The organism is Pseudoalteromonas fuliginea (genome assembly GCF_000690055.1).
Lineage (GTDB): Bacteria > Pseudomonadota > Gammaproteobacteria > Enterobacterales > Alteromonadaceae > Pseudoalteromonas > Pseudoalteromonas fuliginea.
In genome coordinates this window covers 1-16944 of the sequence record NZ_JJNZ01000067.1, presented here as the reverse complement: position 1 = coordinate 16944, position 16944 = coordinate 1, and the positions used below count along the sequence as shown (strand labels likewise).

Sequence of the window (16944 nt, the reverse complement as noted above, 5' to 3'; positions counted from 1 at the left end):
AAGAGAGGATTTATTTAAACAAAACGTGCTTTTCGTTTCATTTAATGTTGAAATTGACACTAAATAAATTACAAGTCAATAGCTAACTATGATCACTGTTATTTCACCTGCAAAAAATCTTGATTACGAAACGCCACCCGCAACAGACAAGTTCACTCAGCCTGAATTACTAGAGCACAGCGAAGAGCTCATGAAAGTATGCCGTGAACTAACACCAGCGCAAATTGGCAGTTTAATGAAAATTAGCGATAAGCTATCTGGGCTTAACGCTGCACGCTTTAGCGAGTGGGCGCAGCCGTTCACACAAAGTAATGCTAAACAAGCCGCACTTGCCTTTAATGGCGATGTATACGGCGGTTTAGATGCAAGCACGCTTAAAGCTAGCGAGCTTGATTACGCACAAAACCATTTACGTATACTTTCTGGCTTATACGGCTTATTAAAACCACTTGATTTAATGCAAGCTTACCGTCTTGAAATGGGCACCAAGCTTGAAAACTCGCGTGGCAAAAACTTATACGAGTTTTGGGGCAGCGTAATAGCGAACAAACTAAACGAAGTATTAAAAGCACAAGACGCGCAATACTTAGTTAACCTTGCTTCAAACGAATACTTTAAAGCGGTAGATAAAAAAGCATTAAATGCACAAATTATTACCCCACACTTTAAAGACTGTAAAAACGGTCAATACAAGGTAATTAGCTTTTACGCTAAAAAAGCACGCGGTATGATGGCGCGCTACATTATCGAAAATAAAGTAACGCAATTAAGCCAACTTAAAGAGTTTACTGTGGCGGGTTATTACTTTAGCCCTGAGGCAACAGTTAAAGAGCTTGAGCCTGTATTTATGCGCGACGAACAAAATTAAACTGAGCGTAAACTTAATTAAATAGTTAAAAAGCCATGCACCGCATGGCTTTTTTGATGTTGGCGTTATATTTGCAACCTCATCTAATATTAATGAGAACACTAACTAAATAGGTGCAAATAAAATGATCAGCATTCCGTCAGTTGGCGAAGCCGAAAAACTAATAGAAGAAAAGCTCGGAGGGTGGTTTGATGTTGTAATAAGCCATATCCCTAATTTTATAGTGGCAATTGTAATTGCCATAGTATTTTCAATATTGGCGCGCTTTGCTGGCAAGCTGATGAAAAACGTGTTGCGCCGCTCTCTCGACTCAACGCAAATTGCCGATTTAATGGCGTCAATATTCAAAGTTATTGTGTTGTGCATAGGTTTATTTATAGCGCTCGATTTTGTTGGCCTAAAAGGCACCGTCACTTCGCTACTTGCTGGTGCGGGTATTGTGGGTTTGGCCATTGGTTTTGCGTTTCAAGACATGACCGAAAACCTAATTGCTGGTATAGCAATGGGTGTACGCAAGCCATTTAAAACAGGTGATGTAATAGAAACCGATGATGTGTTTGGTTCGGTGCATTCTATAAACCTACGTAACACGCTAATAGAGAGCTTTTACGGGCAACTAATACTTGTACCAAACAAAGTCTTATTTAGAAATGTACTAAAAAATTACACCACGCTAGGTATAAGACGTATAGAAGTACCCGTAGGTATTTCGTATGGCGACGACATAGAAAAAGCAAAAGACGTTATAGTCGATAAAATTAACGAATTTGACTTTGTAATACGTAAAGACGAAACCGCTGTATATGCTGAAGGTTTTGGCGACAGCAGCATTAACTTACTGGTGTGGTTTTGGATTAAATACCCAGGCGAGCCTGACTTTATGACGGTACGCCACAAAGGGGTTGTTGCCGTTAAGCAGGCACTCGACGAAGCTGATATTAGTATTCCTTTCCCAATTCGTACGCTCGACTTTGGCATTAAGGGCGGTGAGAAACTCGATGCCATGATAAGCGATAAAATAAGCCCGCAGTCATCAACTAAAAATAGTAGCGACGGTGCTGACTCTAGCCAAAGTGAGTAATTTAGTTAAAACACATTAGCCAAAAGCATTGGGAAATAGTTACTTACCAACAGCGCATTTTTACAGAGTAAAATTGCGCTTTTTAGTACATGCTTTTAATAATTATTAAGCCTGAACAGGGTAAGCCAAATTTAATCGGTTTTTGTTTATTATGATAACCGTGTTATTTGCCATAACTGATAATGTGATTACAATATGACCATTATTAATTTAAATAGTTTATCAATGCGTAAAGTAGCATTACTACAGTTCATAACCCTTACTTTATTAAGCTTCATGCTTGGGTGTACATCAATAAGTAATAAGCAGAGTACGAGTGAAAAACATAATTTTAAGTATGGTTTGAGCTATAAATTAAATGTAGATGACAATACTGCTGAAATACTTTTTCTTAATAAGAACGATACCCCTATAAACGCACTTACCCTACCAAATAAAACGGTATACATTGCAAAAGAGCAGTTACGAGAATTTTGCAGATCGGATGGTATTTTATGCGCTAGGGAAAAGTCTGAAAGTAACTTTGTTAGTTGGTCTCCCGATGGTGAGTTTTTAGCCGTTTTTGCAGGTGACACCCAAGGTTTTTGGTTTTTACCAACAATTGAAATAACCAAGTCTGCATTTAATGAAAGTCATATACTCAAGGTTGGACTTCATCAAACAACTAACCAGTTTAATATCGGTTTGTTTCATCAAACCGGTGGATGGTTGAATAACGAACAATATATTTTTTCAGCTGGTTTGAGTGGCAATAATTTTATTTATAAGTTCAACACAAAAACAAAGGAGCTTAAGGGTTTTCCTTTTGAGCTAAATGAAGATTCTACAGTGAGCAATTTCGAAGAAGTATTTGTTGATAGTTATTCTTCGCAAAAAAGTAGTTTTAAAATAAGTGATGTGACTAAACAATTAAAAATATTAAAATAAAAAAGCGCAGCTTGTGTTGGAGTAACAAGCCGCGCTTACGAATTAGTTATATAAATAGGTTTATGTGGTACGTATTAAATAACGCTAATTTTATTACGAATGATTTTAACCCCATCCATATTTTCTAAAAACTTTTGAGCTAATGCGCGCTGAAAACCAGTTTGTGCTTCACCGTATAAATCTACTTCACCATTTTTTACCTGCACACGAATATCACTTAACGCTAAGTTAGGATTAGTTCGTAGGGTGTTGGTGATAGTTTGTTGTAGGTTAGGTTGAGTGGCTACACTGCTTACTACTGCCATGTTGGTTGCTGCACTTACCTTTGTAGCGCAAACTAATAAAAATAAACAACAAAATGATACTAAAGCGATAGTTAACTTGAAGCGGTTCATAACTTAATCCTTACATTACGGTGAATCGTGCAGCCACAAAATGGAAATTCCATCGGCTAGGTTATCTTTGTAGTTACAATTTCGGTGCCAATATTAACGCTATGAAATATAAGATAATTTTATTAAGTGGGAATTAAGGTGGGCAAAAATTACATTTAAATGGGTATGAGTTACATGCTTGGGTTACATATGTAACGGGTACAAACACCAGAGCCTGTAAGGCTTGCATTAAAAAGCCGGCAAAAGCCGGCTTAGTATAAAAATGTTTTAGGTTACTTCTTCTTTTTAACCTTGGCCTTTTTCTTGGCTTTCATTTTTACTGGATCTTTACGCTTTTTAGCCGGTGGCTTAGCTTCTTTATGCTGTGGCTCAACACCTCTAATTACACGGCGTTTTAACTTTTGCTCAACGTAGCGCTCTACTTTATATAAAATGCCAATGTCATGTGCTTCAACTAACGATATTGCTATGCCTTTTTTACCAGCACGGCCAGTACGACCAATACGGTGTACATATACGTCGGCAGTGCGCGGCATATCAAAGTTAATAACGTGACTGATGTCAGATACGTCAATACCACGTGCAGCTACGTCGGTAGCAACTAATATGCTTGTTTTACCACTGTGGAAGTTTTCCATGGCTTTCATACGTTTGTCTTGTGGCATTTCGCCGCGTAACCACGCTGCTTTTACATCATTAGTTGTAAGTTCACCAATCAATGTTTCTAAGCGTTCGCGAGTTTTAACAAACACAATTGCTTTAGTCACGTCAGGATTTTTTAGCGTGTTAACTAACAATTCAAGCTTATGATGGTAATCGTCGGCTAAATGTACCCACTGATGAATTTTTGCTTTTTCTTTACGTGACGATTCGGCTTCTAATAGAGCTGGGTCGTTTAATGTTTTTTCAGCAAACCTTTCTACGCTGTCACCTTCAAGTGTTGCTGAGAATAAAAAACATTGGCGACGATTTTTAGCTTCGTCACAAATACGGCTCATTTCTTTTTTGAAACCCATATCTAACATGCGATCTGCTTCATCAATAATAAGCATTTCTACATGTTCAGCATGAAAGTTTTCGGTTTCTAGGTATTCCATTAATCGACCTGGTGTGGCGATTAAAATATCGTTATTTTTTTCGAAAATTTCTTTATGCGTGCCGTAGTTAATACCGCCTGTTACTACACCAATTTTTAGGTGTGTGCGTTTAGCTAGCAGTTCACATTGTTCATGAATTTGATAAGCCAACTCACGAGTCGGGGTCATAACGAGGACGCGCGCAAAACCAGGGTCACGACGTGGGAAATCCAGTAAGTACTGAATAGCCGGAATTAAAAATGCCGCTGTTTTACCTGTACCAGTAGGCGCAGATGCTAAAATATCGCGCCCCTGTAGTGCTTCAGGAATAGCTTGTTGTTGAATGCTGGTTGGCGTCTCGTAGCCCATTTTATTAATGGCATCGAGTAGCTTGTTATCAAGATCAAATTCAGAAAATTGCATAGAGTGTCTAAAATAAGGGACAATTACCCTGATTATACGCGCTATGCTGCGCTTGGTGAATGAAAAGGTGAAAAAATGTCTGGTTTTGTATTTAAACAATTTAAAGTTGAACACGACCACTGTGCAATGAAAGTTTCTACCGATGGCATTTTGCTTGGTGCATGGGCTAATTTAAGCGGTGCAAGGTCGCTACTTGATATAGGCACAGGTACCGGCTTATTAGCGTTAATGTGTAAGCAACGTGGTCATGAGCTTGATATAACTGCGGTAGAAATTGACGAAAGCGCCCATAACCAAGCATTAAAAAATATAGCTAATAGCCCGTGGCCAACAATAAGTATTAAGCACCAAACTATTCAAAGCTTTAGTAGTGAAATTAAATTTGACGTGGTTATCTCTAATCCGCCGTATTTTAATCACAGTTTAAAAGGCGAGAATGCTGCGCGTAATACCGCGCGCCATACCGACGGCTTAAGTTTTGAAGAGTTAATAAATGCGTTTAAACGTTTAAGCCATAGTCGCTCTCGCTTTAACTTAATACTCCCAAGCGTTGAAGGCGCATTATTTATTGAGCTTGCTACTCAAAATGGGCTTTATTTAAACACTCACTGCCAAGTAAAAGCCACGCCCAATAAAGATATTAGCCGCAGTTTAATGACATTTAGCTACGTAAAAAGCGATTTAGAATCATCAACCCTGTGTATTAGAAACTTAGATAATACCTACACTGCTGATTATATAGCTTTGTGCAAAACATTTTATTTAAAAATGTAAGTTACTTAGTAATGAAGGTTATTTAGTAATAAAGGATAGTTTACCCGTTATGCATACGTATTCAGTTTTTATTTCATCGACTATAAGCCTAGTGTTAACCACTTGTAAATAACATCGAGTAGTTGTTTTGCTCGCTCAACAATTGGATCACACACTATGAAACTCAATAAAATAATCACCACCGCAGGTTTAAGTCTAGGGTTGCTCTTACCTAGTATTGCCACAGCTACGCCCACCACATTTGTGCATTTGTTTGAATGGAATTGGCAAGATGTAGCGCAAGAATGTGAACAGTATTTAGGACCAAAAGGCTATGCTGCAGTGCAGGTATCGCCACCTAATGAACACATTACAGGAGGCCAATGGTGGACACGCTATCAGCCTGTAAGTTATGAACTGCAAAGTCGTGGCGGTAACCGTGCACAGTTTATTGATATGGTAAATCGCTGTAGTGCAGCTGGGGTTGATATTTATGTTGATACGCTTATTAACCATATGGCAGCAGGAAGTGGCACAGGCACAGCGGGTAATAGTTTTGGTAATAAAAGCTTTCCTATTTATAGCCCACAAGATTTTCATGAAAGTTGTACCATTAATAGCTCTGATTATGGCAACGATCGCTACCGAGTACAAAATTGTGAACTCGTTGGACTTGCCGATTTAGATACCGCTTCAAACTATGTGCAAAATACCATTGCAGCATATATTAACGACTTACAAGCTATTGGCGTAAAAGGCTTTCGGTTTGATGCTTCTAAACATGTTGCCGCAAGCGATATCCAAAGTTTAATGGCCAAAGTAAATGGCTCGCCAGTGGTTTTTCAAGAAGTGATTGATCAAGGTGGAGAGGCTGTTGGCGCCTCTGAATATTTAAGCACTGGTTTAGTAACTGAATTTAAATATAGCACTGAGCTTGGTAATACTTTTAGAAACGGCTCGCTTGCATGGCTAAGTAATTTTGGCGAAGGGTGGGGCTTTATGCCTAGCTCTTCTGCGGTGGTTTTTGTAGATAATCACGATAATCAACGTGGTCATGGCGGCGCTGGTAATGTAATTACCTTTGAGGATGGCCGCTTATATGACTTAGCTAATGTATTTATGTTGGCTTATCCGTACGGTTATCCAAAAGTAATGTCGAGTTATGATTTTCATGGTGATACAGATGCTGGTGGGCCAAACGTACCGGTACATAATAATGGTAACTTAGAGTGTTTTGCTAGTAATTGGAAGTGTGAGCATCGCTGGTCATATATTTCAGGCGGGGTCGATTTTAGAAATAACACCGCCGACAATTGGGCAGTAACAAATTGGTGGGATAACACGAATAATCAAATATCATTTGGTCGAGGTAGCTCGGGTCATATGGCTATTAACAAAGAAGACTCAACACTCATTGCAACGGTGCAAACAGACATGGCGCCTGGGCAATACTGTAATGTGCTAAAAGGCGAGTTGTCGGCTGATGCTAAAAGTTGTAGTGGCGAGGTTATAACGGTTAATTCCGACGGTACTATTAATCTCAATATTGGTGCTTGGGATGCAATGGCAATTCATAAAAATGCCAAGTTAAATACAAGCTCTGTGCCAAATACAGGGAGTGACTGGCAACGCACGGTTATTTTTATTAATGCACAAACGCAAAGTGGACAAGATATGTTTTTGCGCGGTGGTGTAGATCACGCTTATGCAAACGCAAATCTGGGTCGAAATTGCCAAACAAGTAATTTTGAGTGTGCAATGCCTATTCGTCATAATAATTTAAAAAACGTGACAACAAGCCCTTGGAAAGCAAATGATAACTACCTTGATTGGTATGGCATAGAAAATGGGCAAAGTAGCGAAGCAGAAGGTTCTGCGACCGACTGGACAGCGAATGTTTGGCCAGCAGGTTGGGGCGCTGAAAAAACGGTAAACACAGATGGTTTTGGTGTGACATCTTTAAATATATGGGGCGAACACTATTGGATGCTTGATGTAGATATGGATTGCAGTAAAGCGGTTAATGGATGGTTTGAACTAAAAGCATTCATTAAAAACGGCCAAGGATGGGAGACTGCTATTGCTCAAAACAATACACCTTATACAAGCACTAATCATATGGCGCAATGCGGAAAAATTAATAAATTTGAGTTTAATAACTCAAGTGTAGCCATTCGTAGTTTTTAAAAAATAAATAAAAAGCCTATATTTGAACCTAAGCCTAAGCTAATGATTATTAGTTTAGGTTTTTTAGGTACTGTTCTTTCATAGTGTGTTTATAAATCACCTGTTATGATTCACTCATTAGTTACATTGAATTAAGACAACACAATGAAAAAATTAAATAAAATAATACTACTAAGTACATTCTCTGCGGTTGTTTTGGCAAGCCAAAGTGCACTGGCAGCCATGACCCCAGTTGGGCTTTGGAAAACGATTGACGAGGATACAAACCAAGCTAAGTCGTATGTACGTATTACCCAAACCAACGGTACTTTAAGCGGTAAAGTTGAAACTATTCTAGACCCTACAAAACAAAATGATACATGCAATAAATGTGATGATGAGCTAAAAGATCAGCCTATTTTAGGAATGACTATTATTACTGATGTAAAAGCTGAGGATGATGACGTTTGGGGAGATGGCGAAATACTTGACCCAACAAATGGTAAAACCTACACCTTACAGCTCACAGTGCAAGATGAAGGTCAGAAACTTGAAGTTCGTGGTTACATTGGCTTTTTTTTCCGTAACCAATATTGGCTAAGGGTTGAGTAATTACTTTGTAGCGTAGCAATAATGGCTACGCAATTTTAGTTAAAGCGTTTCGCCGTATTCAGTCATTACTTGTTCAACCCAAGTCGCAATACGGTCATCACTCAGCTCGTATTGGCTGTCTTCGTCCAGTGCGAGCCCTACAAATTGTTTGCCATCGGGAGTTAGCGCTTTTGAAGCTTCAAACTCGTAACTACTGTCGTTGGACCAAAAACCAAGTTGGGTAAATGTTTGCGTATTTATTTCGTCGTGCAGCATCCCTAGCGCATCTTGAAACCACTGCCCGTAACCTTGCTGATCGCCCATGCCAAATAAAGCAATGGTTTTACCGCTTAGGTTTACGTCGGCTATGTCGTCCCATTTTGACTCCCAGTCTTCTTGTATTTCACCAAAATCCCATGTTGAAATACCAAAGATGATAAAGTCGTACTGCTGCGCATTTTTTAGTGGCTCGTCTTTAATATTGTGCAGGGTAACTATATCGGCACCAATAATGTCGCGAATCTTTTCTGCTGCCATTTCGGTGTAGCACGTAGTAGAACCAAAAAATAAACCAATTTGCATCGTATTTATCACTGTGTAATTGCCTGATATGATAGGCTCAAGTTTACCGTAAGGTATTTTTAATTGATACCTTAGCAAAGCATGAGAGCATAATGTGACAACGCTATCTGACGATTCTTTTGAAAATGACAGCAGTATGAGCAGTAATAGCGACTACCTAGAAACCTTTTTAGATAGCCTGTACTTAGAGCAAGGCGTAAGCGAAAACACATTAAGTGCTTATCGCAGCGATTTAGATAAGTTTTGCCTATTTTTAAAGGGCGAAAACTTAATGACGGTAACCGGGCTTGATATAGAGGGTTACTTAGCTCACAGAGTTGATTTAGGATTAAAACCACGTAGTACGGCACGCAGTATTAGTGCGCTAAAGCGTTTTTATCAGTACTTTGTACGCGAAAAAATAATTAGTGATTCGCCCATGCTAAATATTGCTCAACCAAAAGCAGGGCAGTCGTTACCTAAAACACTCTCAGAAGCTGAAGTTGAGGCATTGTTAAATGCGCCCAATACAGAAGAAGCGATGGGACTGCGCGATAAAGCGATGCTTGAACTACTTTATGCAACGGGTTTGCGTGTAAGTGAGCTTGTTGGGTTGCGTATGGAGCAAATTAATTTGCGTCAAGCTGTGGTGTTTGTAAAAGGTAAAGGTAATAAAGAGCGCTTAGTGCCACTTGGCGAGGAAGCCATGTACTGGCTTGAGCAATTTTTAAAGGTCGGGCGTGCGCAAATGATAAAACACGCCACCGATTTTGTGTTTCCGTCTAAGCGCGGTGTTGGCATGACGCGACAAACCTTTTGGCATAGAATTAAACACTATGCTATTTTGGCAGCAGTTGAGTCTCCAATATCGCCCCATACAATGCGCCATGCTTTTGCTACGCATTTATTAAACCATGGGGCAGATTTACGTGTGGTACAAATGATGTTGGGCCACAGTGATTTATCAACCACACAAATTTATACCCATGTTGCTAATGAACGTTTAAAATCGGTGCATGCGCAGCATCACCCGCGTGCTTAATTTGAAATTAAATAGCACTAAGCCGGTCAATTTATAAGTACTTTTGGAATAGAGAAAATTATGAAAAAATTAATGTTAGCAGGTGCCATGTTGTGCACAAGTATTAGTGTATTTGCAAATAGCGTTGCTGTAGCTCCTGATGCTAATGATCCTATAGTTACTAAATTTGCGACTTTAGGCGTAACGGTTAAGCAAATTAACCCAAGTCCAGTTGCAGGGTTAAAAGAGCTCATTACCAACAAAGGCGTGCTTTACGCAAGTCCAGATGGTCAATTTTTAATGCAAGGTACGTTAATCGATTTGAATAATCGTAATAACCTAACTGAGCAAGCATTAAACGGCGTGCGCGTTGAAGGCATTAAAGAATACGAAGATTCGATGATTGTGTATAAAGCACCAAACGAAAAGCACAGCATTACCGTATTTACTGATATTAGCTGTGGCTACTGTCGTAAGTTGCACCGTGAGCTAGATGATTTACTCGATGAAGGTATTACCGTTAAGTATCTTGCATTTCCGCGTGGTGGGCTACAAGGTTCTGGTTATGCTGATTTAATGAATGTGTGGTGTGCTAAAGATCAGCAAGAAGCACTGACTGAGGCTAAATCGGGCGCAGACACTAAAGTAATTGCAGGGTGTAATGCACCCGTTGCTGAGCATTACCAGCTAGGTCAAAGCTTTGGTATTAGCGGCACGCCGGCTATTGTTTTAGAAGATGGTACGATGATCCCAGGTTACCAGCCTGCAGCAGCATTAAAAGCAGCATTAGATGCTAACAAAGCGTCGTAATACGTTTTATAGTTAATAAAAAGGCCTTAATGGCCTTTTTTTGTCTTTTTAGTACGACTCAATAAGTTAAAACTCTGCATGAAAAAACTAATCATTGCGCGTGAAAACGTTGACGACTCGCATTTACCGAGTAATTTACACCCTGTAATTAAACAAATTTATGCTAACCGCAATGTATTCAATGCCGAAGAGCTAAATAACAGCGTAGCTACGCTTCACGACTTTAAATTGTTCAAAGACATCGACAAAGCCAGCGATTTATTAATTGAAGCATTAAAAGCGCAAAGCCAAATATTAATAGTCGGCGATTTTGATGCTGATGGCGCAACGAGTACGGCCACTTTAATGCAAGGCCTTGAGATGTTTGGTTTTAAGCATTTAGATTACTTAATTCCGGACCGGTTTAGCTTAGGTTATGGCTTGAGCCCCGCACTTGCAGAGCAAATAGTACAAATTAAGCCTGATTTAGTGATCACCGTAGATAACGGCATATCGTGTATTGTCGGTATTAATATTTTAAAAGCGGTTGGCATAAAAGTGCTGGTAACAGATCACCATTTACAAGGTGAGCAGCTGCCAAATGCCGATGCAATAGTAAATCCAAATAGGCACGAATGTAACTTCCCGTCTAAATCTATAGCAGGCGTTGGCGTTGCTTTTTACTTACTGATAGCACTGAGAAGCGTAATGCGAGACCTTGGTTATTTTGAGCAGCAACCGCCGCCTAATTTAGCTAACTTGCTCGACATTGTAGCGCTTGGAACGGTTGCCGATGTGGTCGCGCTTGATGCAAATAACCGCACCTTAGTACATCAAGGTTTAGCACGGATTCGCAGTGGTAAAACACGCCCAGGCATTACCGCGCTTATTGAAGTGGCTAACCGCAATGCTGCGCGCTTAAGCGCAAGCGACTTTGGCTTTTCACTTGCGCCGCGTTTAAATGCAGCAGGGCGATTAGACGACATGAGTTTGGGTATAGCGTGCTTGCTCAGCACCGACATAAACCAAGCGCGCAGTATAGCGAGTGAACTCGATAGCTTAAACTTTGCAAGGCGCGAAATAGAACAAGGCATGCAAGTGGAGGCACAAGCTGTGCTTGATAGGCTCGCATTTAGCGACGATAGCATCCCTGATGCTATTTGTTTGTTTCAAGATGATTGGCATCAAGGTGTTATTGGTATTTTGGCTGGTCGCTTGAAAGAAAAATACCACCGTCCAACCGTTATATTTGCTGGTGGCGAAAACGGTGAAATTAAAGGCTCGTGCCGCTCTATTGAAGGGCTACACATGCGCGATTTACTCGAAGGACTCAATACAGCCGACCCACACTTAATTAATAAATTTGGTGGCCACGCAATGGCCGCTGGTTTAAGTATTAACGAGCAGCACTTTAACGACTTTAAAAAAGCGTTTGATGCCGCAGTTAGCGCGCAACTGAGTGAAGAAAGTAAGCGCTGCATTGTATTTACTGACGGTGAGCTGCCAAACGACTGCTTTACTATGGAGTTTGCTCAACTATTAAAGCAATCGGGCCCGTGGGGGCAGCAATTTCCTGAGCCAGTGTTTGAGCACACCTTTGAAGTAATACAGCAGCGCATAGTCGGCGAAAAGCATTTAAAGCTCGTTTTAAAGCATCAATCAGGGCGATTAGTAGACGCCATTGCCTTTGGTATTGATGTAAAAGAATGGCCAGACACAGAAGCGAAGTTTGTAAAAGTAGCGTACCAACTCGATATAAATGAGTTTAGAGGTAAATTTACACTGCAATTAATAGCCAGAGAACTTGAAAAAGTGTACTAAAAAATATGCACAAAGCATGCATAAAAGGCTAATAAAGCGCGCGGTTTTTTGTTAAAATCGGGCGTTTTTATCATTTGACGATAATTTATTGCGAAAATCCCATGTAAAGGGGCGCAATTACCTAGCCATTTTGGAGTAATGACCATGTTTGAAGTGAATCCTGTGATTAACCAAATCAAGGAAATTCGCGAACGTACTGAATTGCTTCGGGGGTACCTTTGACTACGCTCTTAAACAAGAACGCTTAGAAGAAGTTAACGCCGAACTTGAAGATTCAGCCGTATGGAATGAGCCTGAACGCGCACAAGCGCTTGGCCGTGAAAAATCAGCATTAGAAGCCGTTGTTGAAACAATCGACAACCTTGTAGCCGGTACTGATGACGTTGAAGGTTTACTTGAACTTGCAGTAGAAGCTGAAGATCAAGACACCTTTGATGAAGCACAAAGCGAACTCGCTGATTTGAATGCGCAGTTAGAAGGCTTAGAGTTTCGTCGTATGTTTTCAGGTCCTCATGACTCAAACGATGCGTACCTTGATTTACAATCGGGTTCTGGCGGTACTGAAGCACAAGACTGGTGTAACATTCTACTTCGTATGTACTTACGTTGGGGCGAGGCTAAAGGCTTTAAAGTTGAGCTAGTTGAAGCAACCGACGGTGATGTTGCTGGTATTAAAGGTGCAACAGTTCGCTTTGTTGGCGAATACGCTTACGGTTGGTTACGTACAGAAACAGGCGTTCACCGTTTAGTACGTAAAAGCCCATTTGACTCAAGTGGTCGTCGTCATACTTCGTTTGCTTCTGCGTTTGTATACCCAGAGATTGACGATAATATTGAAATTGATATTAATCCTTCAGATCTACGTATAGATGTTTACCGTGCATCGGGCGCGGGTGGTCAGCATGTTAACACCACCGAATCGGCAGTTCGTATTACTCACGTACCAACAAACACCGTAGTGCAGTGTCAAAACGAGCGTTCACAGCATAAAAATAAAGCCCAAGCGATGAAGCAATTAAAAGCTAAATTATTTGAGCTTGAGCTACAGCAGCAAAATGCTGAAAAACAAACGCAAGAAGATGCTAAATCTGATATAGGTTGGGGTAGCCAAATACGTTCATACGTACTTGATGACGCACGCATTAAAGATTTACGTACCGGCGTTGAAAACCGCAATACCCAATCGGTACTTGACGGTAACTTAGATAAATTTATTGAAGCCAGCCTTAAATCTGGCCTATAACCACCAAGCTAATAAAGAGCTAAAAAATGACTGATAAAATCCAAGACGAAAACAAGTTAATCGCTGAGCGTCGCGGCAAGTTAGACGCGATACGCGAAAATTGCCCAGCCAACGGTCATCCAAACCAATTCCGTCGTGAGCATTACACGGCTGATTTGCAAGCCCAGTTTGGTGATAAGAGCAAAGAAGAATTAGTTGAACTACAAGAAGTTGTGTCTATTGCTGGACGTATTTTAGCAAAGCGTGGACCGTTTTTTGTAATTCAAGACATGAAAGGTCGCGTACAAGCGTATGCATCTAAAGATGTTCAAAAAGATCTTAAAGAAAAATATGGTCAGCTAGACACTGGCGATATTATTGGTGTTAAAGGCGCGTTAAATAAATCGGGTAAAGGCGATTTATACGTAGAAATGACTGAGTATCAATTACTAACTAAGTCACTTCGTCCGTTACCTGAAAAATTCCATGGCTTATCAGATCAAGAAACAAAGTACCGCCAACGTTACGTTGATTTAATTACTAACGAAGCAACGCGCGAAACATTCCGCATTCGTTCACAAGTAGTTGAAGGCATTCGTCGCTTTTTAGCAGAGCGTGACTTTATGGAAGTAGAAACACCAATGCTACAGGTTATACCTGGCGGTGCATCTGCGCGTCCGTTTGTAACTCACCATAACGCGCTTGATATCGACATGTACTTGCGTATAGCGCCAGAGCTTTACTTAAAGCGCTTAGTGGTAGGTGGTTTTGACCGTGTATTCGAAATTAACCGTAACTTCCGTAACGAAGGGTTATCTACGCGTCACAATCCAGAATTCACAATGATTGAATTTTACCAAGCATACGCTGATTACATCGATCTGATGAACATCACCGAAGATATGCTACGTACAGTTGCAACTAACGTATTGGGTAGCCCAATCGTTATAAATACAACCAAAGATGAAAACGGTGAAGTAACTGACTCGGTTGAGTATGACTTTGGCCAACCGTTTACACGTTTAAGCATGGCGGACGCCATCTTAAAATATAACCCTGAGTTTGATGCTGCGGTATTTAACGACCCAGAAAACCACTTTGACGAATTAAAAGCGTACGCTAAACAAGTGCATGTTAAAATTCCTGAAAACTGTGTTTGGGGCCCTGGTAAGTTCTTATGTGAAATATTTGAAGAAACAGCAGAGCACATGCTTATTCAACCTACGTTTATTACTGGCTACCCGTGGGAAGTATCTCCACTTGCACGCCGTAACGACGAAAACTCATTTGTGACAGATCGCTTTGAGTTTTTTGTTGGCGGCCGTGAACTTGCAAATGGTTTCTCTGAGCTTAATGATGCACAAGACCAAGCTGAGCGCTTTACTCGCCAAGTTGAAGAGAAAGACGCAGGCGATGATGAAGCAATGCATTACGATGAAGACTATATACGCGCACTAGAGTACGGCTTACCGCCAACGGCTGGTGAAGGTATTGGTATTGACCGTTTAGTAATGTTATTTACTGACTCATCTACAATTAAAGACGTTATTTTGTTCCCGCATATGCGTCCACAAGCTGACTAAGCTTTGAGTAAAACAAAGTAAGTTAATAAACGCCGCCTAATCGCGGCGTTTTTGTGTTTAAAGCCTAGACAATAAAGGTATGCTTTTAACAAGGTACTTCGTAAATAAAAAGATGTAATTTGTTAATTGTTTTTGATTAGGGTGGCGCTGTTTTTATAAGCTTAAGTATTTGATATTGTTTATTTTGATTCTTTTAAACAAATTTGATTAGTAATATAACTTTTTATTATGACTGTTTTTTAAACATTTCGTTGTATTTATGTAACTTTTTTAGCTACACTATGGCGAAAATTTAAGCGGCCTAGGTTGTACGCTTTAACTAAGAATAATCAAACGGACTTATAGAATAATAAAATGAAAAATAAACGCGTTGAAGAGTCGTCAGAACTCTGTACGACAGAGCAAGAACGACAAGCTTACTATAGAGCCTGTATTGCTGAGTTTCAGCAGTTGGGGTATCAAGAGCAGTACCTTGCAAACCTAACAGATGAGTTAGTACCAGTTGAAGGTATTAATCCTCACTCTGAAGACTCATAAGCCGCTTAATTTTCAAACTAATTACACTTTAAAACCAAGCATATGTGCAATCTATAACCATATAGTCGTTTTTGGTAGAAAAGTGTTTGACATATTTTCTGAAATCTTTATTATACGCCCCACAAGACGGAGAGGTGTCCGAGTGGCCGAAGGAGCTCCCCTGCTAAGGGAGTATAGAGTTTGTAGCTCTATCGAGGGTTCGAATCCCTCCCTCTCCACCATTTCTTTTAATGGCGTGTTTTGTAAAGTTTTAAAGTATGGGTGCATAGCTCAGCTGGATAGAGTACTCGGCTACGAACCGAGCGGTCGGAGGTTCGAATCCTCCTGCGCCCACCATACTTTAATAACTCTGCTTAGAGTCTAAATAAGCGAAAGCTCTACTTAGAGTTAAAATAAGTAAACTATAAAGTGGGTGCATAGCTCAGCTGGATAGAGTACTCGGCTACGAACCGAGCGGTCGGAGGTTCGAATCCTCCTGCGCCCACCACTTTATAGACTCTGCTTAGAGTATAAATAAGCTAAACTCTCACTTAGAGTCAAAATAAGTAATAGTAAAAATGAAAGTGGGTGCATAGCTCAGCTGGATAGAGTACTCGGCTACGAACCGAGCGGTCGGAGGTTCGAATCCTCCTGCGCCCACCAATTTCATGTTTTCATACGCTTTTAAGTGTAAGAAAAATAAACCGATGGAAATCGGTTTTTTTATGCCTGAATTTATACGCTCTGCTTAGAGTTTAAATAAGCAATCTATGAAAGTGGGTGCATAGCTCAGCTGGATAGAGTACTCGGCTACGAACCGAGCGGTCGGAGGTTCGAATCCTCCTGCGCCCACCACTTTCATAACAAGCCGACATTAAGTCGGTTTTTTTGTGCCTAAAATAAAGTGAAGTGTAAGCTACCACTCCTGTAGCCGCAGAGCTTGCTCGCGTGAGAAGCGACAGCTTCTAATTACTTACCACCGATATAACTGATGCTTTATTTACGAGCTTTGCTCGTCGCGTCAGCAAGCTGCACGCCTACAAGTAAAACCAACCCAATCTTTAAATCTAAACTCCGAGCTTATTCATCCGTTGTAGACGCAGAGCTTGCTCGCGTGAGAAGCGCCAGCTTCTAATTACTTACCACCGATA

The 16944-nt window shown here is 40.4% G+C and carries 15 protein-coding genes and 5 tRNA genes; 17 read left to right on the top strand and 3 right to left on the bottom strand.

All coding sequences use genetic code 11. The annotated features are described in order from the left end of the window. Positions 1-88: 88 nt before the first annotated feature. From yaaA to DC53_RS04055, 3 genes are all read left to right on the top strand, one after another. A complete protein-coding gene (yaaA, locus tag DC53_RS04045; protein WP_007376480.1) occupies positions 89-868 on the top strand; it encodes a peroxide stress protein YaaA in 780 nt (259 codons plus the stop codon). A gap of 124 nt (positions 869-992) precedes the next feature. Next, a complete protein-coding gene (locus DC53_RS04050; RefSeq protein ID WP_007376479.1) occupies positions 993-1949 on the top strand; it encodes a mechanosensitive ion channel family protein in 957 nt (318 codons plus the stop codon). Positions 1950-2144: 195 nt separating this feature from the next. Next, positions 2145-2876, top strand: a complete 732-nt coding sequence (locus DC53_RS04055) for a hypothetical protein (protein ID WP_033031360.1) — start codon at positions 2145-2147, stop codon at positions 2874-2876. A 74-nt stretch (positions 2877-2950) separates the two neighbouring features. Here the strand turns inward: DC53_RS04055 and DC53_RS04060 are convergent, their stop codons facing one another. Together DC53_RS04060 and srmB are read right to left on the bottom strand one after the other, a co-directional pair. Then, positions 2951-3271, bottom strand: coding sequence for a BON domain-containing protein (locus DC53_RS04060; protein ID WP_033031358.1), 321 nt, complete (start codon positions 3269-3271; stop codon positions 2951-2953). 272 nt (positions 3272-3543) lie between these two features. Then, complete coding sequence (gene srmB, locus DC53_RS04065) at positions 3544-4770, bottom strand: ATP-dependent RNA helicase SrmB (RefSeq protein ID WP_007376476.1); 1227 nt, start codon at positions 4768-4770, stop codon at positions 3544-3546. 75 nt (positions 4771-4845) lie between these two features. On the opposite strand from srmB, the gene DC53_RS04070 reads away from it, so the two are divergent. The 3 genes from DC53_RS04070 (at position 4846) to DC53_RS04080 (ending at position 8301) form a co-directional block, all read left to right on the top strand. Then, on the top strand, positions 4846-5544 hold the full coding sequence (locus DC53_RS04070; protein ID WP_008136393.1) for a tRNA1(Val) (adenine(37)-N6)-methyltransferase: 699 nt from the start codon (positions 4846-4848) through the stop codon (positions 5542-5544). Positions 5545-5700: 156 nt separating this feature from the next. Next, complete coding sequence (locus DC53_RS04075) at positions 5701-7710, top strand: alpha-amylase (protein ID WP_033031355.1); 2010 nt, start codon at positions 5701-5703, stop codon at positions 7708-7710. Positions 7711-7854: 144 nt separating this feature from the next. Further along, positions 7855-8301: a DUF2147 domain-containing protein gene (locus DC53_RS04080; protein WP_033031353.1), complete on the top strand. Its 447-nt coding sequence runs from the start codon at positions 7855-7857 to the stop codon at positions 8299-8301. A 39-nt stretch (positions 8302-8340) separates the two neighbouring features. Here the strand turns inward: DC53_RS04080 and fldB are convergent, their stop codons facing one another. Continuing rightward, positions 8341-8862 (bottom strand): flavodoxin FldB, encoded by a 522-nt coding sequence (fldB, locus tag DC53_RS04085; RefSeq protein ID WP_008136395.1) that lies wholly within the window; start codon positions 8860-8862, stop codon positions 8341-8343. Positions 8863-8956: 94 nt separating this feature from the next. Here fldB and xerD point away from each other — a divergent pair, with 94 nt between their 5' ends. From xerD to DC53_RS04140, 11 genes are all read left to right on the top strand, one after another. Further along, complete coding sequence (xerD, locus tag DC53_RS04090) at positions 8957-9883, top strand: site-specific tyrosine recombinase XerD (RefSeq protein WP_008136396.1); 927 nt, start codon at positions 8957-8959, stop codon at positions 9881-9883. Positions 9884-9943: 60 nt separating this feature from the next. Beyond that, positions 9944-10672 (top strand): bifunctional protein-disulfide isomerase/oxidoreductase DsbC, encoded by a 729-nt coding sequence (gene dsbC, locus DC53_RS04095; RefSeq protein WP_033031351.1) that lies wholly within the window; start codon positions 9944-9946, stop codon positions 10670-10672. Between the two features lie 78 nt (positions 10673-10750). Further along, positions 10751-12472: a single-stranded-DNA-specific exonuclease RecJ gene (gene recJ, locus DC53_RS04100; RefSeq protein WP_033031350.1), complete on the top strand. Its 1722-nt coding sequence runs from the start codon at positions 10751-10753 to the stop codon at positions 12470-12472. 144 nt (positions 12473-12616) lie between these two features. Next, positions 12617-13715 (top strand): peptide chain release factor 2 gene (gene prfB, locus DC53_RS04105; protein WP_096793749.1). Its coding sequence is split into 2 segments (ribosomal slippage): positions 12617-12691 and positions 12693-13715, totalling 1098 coding nucleotides; the frame shifts between segments, so codons are not numbered across the junction. Between the two features lie 26 nt (positions 13716-13741). Next, the gene (gene lysS / locus DC53_RS04110) at positions 13742-15277 is read left to right on the top strand and encodes a lysine--tRNA ligase (RefSeq protein WP_007376466.1); all 1536 of its coding nucleotides are present in this window, start codon (positions 13742-13744) and stop codon (positions 15275-15277) included. A gap of 354 nt (positions 15278-15631) precedes the next feature. Beyond that, positions 15632-15814, top strand: a complete 183-nt coding sequence (locus DC53_RS04115; RefSeq protein ID WP_007376465.1) for a hypothetical protein — start codon at positions 15632-15634, stop codon at positions 15812-15814. 128 nt (positions 15815-15942) lie between these two features. Next, positions 15943-16035: transfer RNA gene (locus tag DC53_RS04120), tRNA-Ser, on the top strand. Between the two features lie 38 nt (positions 16036-16073). Next, positions 16074-16150: transfer RNA gene (locus DC53_RS04125), tRNA-Arg, on the top strand. Between the two features lie 74 nt (positions 16151-16224). Next, positions 16225-16301 (top strand) — tRNA-Arg (locus tag DC53_RS04130). A gap of 78 nt (positions 16302-16379) precedes the next feature. Further along, a tRNA-Arg gene (locus tag DC53_RS04135) sits at positions 16380-16456 on the top strand. Between the two features lie 115 nt (positions 16457-16571). After that, positions 16572-16648 (top strand) — tRNA-Arg (locus tag DC53_RS04140). The last annotated feature ends 296 nt before the right edge of the window (positions 16649-16944 follow it).